The organism is Mycobacterium sp. 1165178.9 (assembly GCF_001673555.1).
Classification (GTDB): Bacteria; Actinomycetota; Actinomycetes; order Mycobacteriales; family Mycobacteriaceae; genus Mycobacterium.
Window position 1 is genome coordinate 1 of the sequence record NZ_LZMB01000045.1, and the last position, 4,364, is coordinate 4,364.

3 protein-coding genes are annotated in these 4,364 nt (G+C 62.7%); 1 reads left to right on the forward strand and 2 read right to left on the reverse strand.

The genetic code is table 11. From position 1 onward, the window contains the following. Both A5652_RS02415 and A5652_RS02420 read right to left on the reverse strand, forming a co-directional pair. The coding region (locus A5652_RS02415) for an acyltransferase (protein WP_156745114.1) at nucleotides 1–757 on the reverse strand (757 nt) is incomplete at its 3' end. A 264-nt stretch (nucleotides 758–1,021) separates the two neighbouring features. Further along, on the reverse strand, nucleotides 1,022–2,677 hold the full coding sequence (locus A5652_RS02420; RefSeq protein ID WP_067346268.1) for a GMC oxidoreductase: 1,656 nt from the start codon (nucleotides 2,675–2,677) through the stop codon (nucleotides 1,022–1,024). Nucleotides 2,678–2,907: 230 nt separating this feature from the next. Between A5652_RS02420 and A5652_RS02425 the strand changes: the two genes are divergently transcribed. Further along, on the forward strand, nucleotides 2,908–4,364 hold a 1,457-nt coding region (locus A5652_RS02425), incomplete at its 3' end, for a GMC family oxidoreductase N-terminal domain-containing protein (RefSeq protein ID WP_232001068.1).

Here is a 4,364-nt window from a genome sequence, read left to right on the forward strand (position 1 = left end):
CCAGTCCAAGCCAGCCGCCGATCGCGGCGGTCGTCGCCGGTAGTCGGCGCCAGTGGCCGGCCGTAAGCGCTATCAGACCGCCGGCGGCCAACTGCCAGGCCCGGGTGGGCAGCGTGAAGAACGCCACCGAAGGCACCACGTAGGTGAGCGCCAGCGACAAGGCAAACGAGGACGCCGCGACCAGCGCCAGGACCACCAGATAAGGCCTTCGTGGTGGGTCGGTGTCGCCCCTATCACGCCGCCGCACACGCCGAATGAGCCAAGCCGTGCCGATGATCAACGCGGGCCAGACAAGGTAGAACTGCTCTTCTACGCCCAAAGACCAGTAGTGCTGGAACGGCGACATCGGCAGGTGGGTGTCAAAGTAATTGCGCAGTCGCAGACCGAACCGGTAATTGCCGACATATAACGCACTCCAGACGCCGTCAGCGAGAACGTCCGGCGCCTGCAACGGGGGAAGTAAGAGCGCCGAGCCCAGCGCCGTGACTACGCCGACCAGGGCCGAGGCCGGTAGTAGCCGGCGGGCTCGCGCTCCGTAGAAGCGGCGCAGCCGGACGGTGCCGCTTTTGCTCACCTCGCGCCACAGCAGGCCGGTGATCAGGAACCCCGAGATCACAAAGAACACGTCGACCCCGACGTACCCACCACCCACACCAGGGAATTCCGCGTGAAACAGAACAACTGCCAGCACCGCGACTGCACGCAAGCCCTCGATGTCCGGGCGAAAATTCCTCGCTGCCGAGAGCCCGGCCCGCATCCCTTCGACCGGGCTAGCGCTGCGGGTCTGGCTCAAGAGCACCACCTTGGTGGTAAGGGACACGTTCCTCGCGTGCACGCATTGTTATACCTGTGTAGCACCGTTTCTCCAGGAGTTCTCCAGGATCCGGGCTCGATGCTGCACCTGACGCCAACGGCAATCTTGGTGATGATCGGCCTGCGCGAATTCGCTCCTTTATCTCGTCGCGGCCGCTTGCCCGCTTCTCCCGCGGCAGCGCCGCGTGGCTTCCACCAACACGGCGCTTCAGGACGCGACGCAGGTGGCGAAATGCGCCTGATCGACATGCGCGGCCACCCGCAGGGCGTTGGCGGCGACCGTCAAACTCGGGTTCATACCGGTGCTGGACGGGAAGAACGAGGTATCGACCACGTAGAGGTTGTCAACTTCATGGGCCCGGTTTTGGGGGTCCAAGACGCTGGTTGTGGGATCGGTACCGAAGCGGCACGTGCCGCATACGTGGGCCAGTGCCGCGTTGCTTGCGGCGGTCCGCAGGGTGATGTTACGAAACGGCTTCAACGCCATTTTCACCTCGCGCATGAACACCGCGCGGCGCTCAATCTCGCTGGCGTGCAACCGATATTGAAGTCGAAGCCGCTGGCGGCCGTCTGAGCTCGGCCGATCGTATGGCAGTACCCGGTTGTCCAGATAGGGCAGGTCTTCCATGATCGCCGCGAGCACCAGTCCGCCGCTGATGAATCGCTCGTAGATCGGCCGCACCGCCGGGCTGATCAGGCGCAGCGCGCGGTGCTGCCAGCCTGGGTGGTTGAGCAGCGCATCTGCGGGGGGCATGGCGCCACCTGACTGCACGGTGCCGAATTTTTGTCCTTCCCAGAAATAAAAATCGTTCAGCCCGATCTGTTTGTTTTCGGCCGTGATGTGGCAACCCGGTCGCGGCCAGACCTCGAAATGGTCGACGACATGGCGCATGAAGTTGCGTCCCACCCAATCCGAGCCGTTGGCCAATCCGCCGGGCCAATCGCCAGATCGGGAATTCAGCAACAGCACCGGAGTGATCAACGCTCCGGCGGCCAGTACCACCACCTTGCCTCTGAGTGCCAGCGTGCCGGATGGGTGTTCGCAGATCACTTGCTGGACCCGGGTTGCGTCGGCATCGAGGCGCACGACCCGACACTCGGTCAGCAGCTGGGCACCGTGTTCGGTAAGGGCCGGCAGCAGACAATTGCGGGCGCTGTCGTTTTTACACGACTGGTTGCAGAGAAAGCTCTGACACGTCACACAATTATCGGTGTAATCACAGGCCATCGGTAGGTGGTAAGGATGCAATCCCTGGCGCACGAGATTATCGACCAGAAGTTGGTTGTCTGCTGAAAACGGCGGCACCGCAGGCAGATTGGCGTCGGCCGCCTCCGGGCGCAGAGGATCGGGCTGGCCACGAACCCCGAGCAGCTTCTCTGCCGCCGCGTACCAGGGCCGCATCTGGTCGTAGGTGACCGGCCAGGCTTCGGGGACCGTGGAGTCCCCGGGGTCGCGAAAGTCTTGGCGAGGGGTGAAATCGCGAGCAAAAAAACGCTCGCAGACCATGCCATAGAGAGCCGAAGACCCCCCGGTCCCGCTGCCGATTCCGGCCAAAAACCGATGCGAACGGCGCCCGCTGATGTCTTCGACTTCGTCGGTGGAGCGCCCGGCGCGGGCCAGCGCGTCGTAGTAGGTCTCCGCGGAACGGCTGGCCAGCGGCTCGGCCAATTCCGGCATGGAAGAGCGAATCGTGCCCGGAGCACCGGGCAGCGTCGAGCGCCCTTTCTCGACGAACAGCACCTTCCGACCTGACTTAGCCAGCGAATAGCCCAGCGTCCCACCGCCCATGCCGGTGCCCACGACGATCACGTCCCAGGTAACGCGTTCTGCCTCTTGCGGATTGACTTCGCCGTAAGCCAACATCCAGCTCCTTAAGCGGTGGCGCAAAGTTTGCCCGGTCTGAGCGGATCACGACGATAGCACCGCTGCCCCAGCAAGGTGGCGGTTTTCGCCTGGCCACAAGAATTTCACCGCGCGTCGGCGCTCCGGGAAGGCTTACCCGCAGTCAAAGCGGCGTGCGCGGAGGCAAGCATGCATATCCTTTGGGGACACGCGGTGCGATTGTCGCGGTGTCCGCTTCCAATGGGAAACCAATGAGCACGTATGAAACGAGACGAACACGTATGCGCACAAGCGAATTGACGTACGACGCCATTGTCGTCGGCTCGGGAGCCTCTGGATCGTGGGCTGCCAAGGAGCTGACCGAAGGCGGCCTGAACGTCGTCCTGCTCGAGGCCGGCCGGAAGCCGGACATCGCTGAATTTCCCGCCGATGCAGAGCTACGGGCGATGGGGATCGCAGGGCGCGTCCGATCGGCGGCGCGCGGACAACACGTTCAGATTCGATGCTCATCATTCGCCGAGACGACCAAGCGGTTTTACGTCAGCGACAGGGAGAACCCCTACACCACGCCGGGGAAGGACAAGTTCCTCTGGTTCAGGGGCCGGCAACTAGGCGGGCGCCTTCACACTTGGTGGAGACACACGCCGCGGATGTCGAATTACGAGCTACAAGCCGCAAGCGTCCGTGGCGATGGCGTCGATTGGCCGTTGTCATACGAAGACCTCGCGCCCTACTACGACATCGTCGAGAGGACACTCGGCGTCTACGGAAAAGCCGAAGGCATCCCCAATTGTCCGGACGGAGAGTTCATAGGACCCGCGAAGACGACCAAGATGGAAGCAGCTTTCCTCACCAATGTCGAGAAAAAACTCCCGAACGTCCGCGTGACATACGCCAGGAAGACCAAGTACGACAACCATAGGGTTCCGCTTCCCGTCCGGCTCGCTCTGGCGACTGGTCGGCTCGAGATTCGGACCGACGCCGTCGTGAGCAGGTTGTTGATCGATTCGCGATCGGGAAAGGCGACGGGCGTTGAATACATCGATCGATTGACCAAGCAGGCGCAGACAGTTGAGGCAAAGGTCGTCGTGCTGTGTGCGTCGGCAATCGAAAGCGTGCGGATCATGCTGAATTCGAAGTCCGCGCAACATCCCTCGGGCGTGGGCGGATCATCGGGCCACCTGGGCCGCTATCTGTGCGACCACGTCTCATACACGCAGGTTGGTGCGGTGTCTAAGGAGGATGTCGAGATCGGTCTCAACGAGGACGGTTTCGACTTTGGCGGAACCGGCCTTTACATTCCCAGCTTCTGCGAAAAGGACTCATCGAACGACTTTCCGGGCGGATACGGCATTCAGGTCGCGATTGGCCGGGATGTGCCGGTTTGGGTTATGAGCGCACATGGCGAAATGCAGCCCCGGTACGAGAATCACGTTTCGCTCGACCCGAGAGTCAAAGACGCGTGGGGGATTCCTGTGGCCAGAATCGAGTGCAAACATTCGGAGAGTGATGTCAATATGGTCGCGCATATGAAGCGGACACTTCCCGAGATCGCAGCGGCTGGCGGCCTGCGGGCCGCCAATAACCTCGACGCCGCTCGGTGGAACATCCCCTACCGGCTGCTGCGGTCCCTGGTCCTCACGGAATCTGGCGCCTTATGGCCTGGGGGAGCCATCCACGAGACCGGCGGCGCGTGCATGGGCGAGAC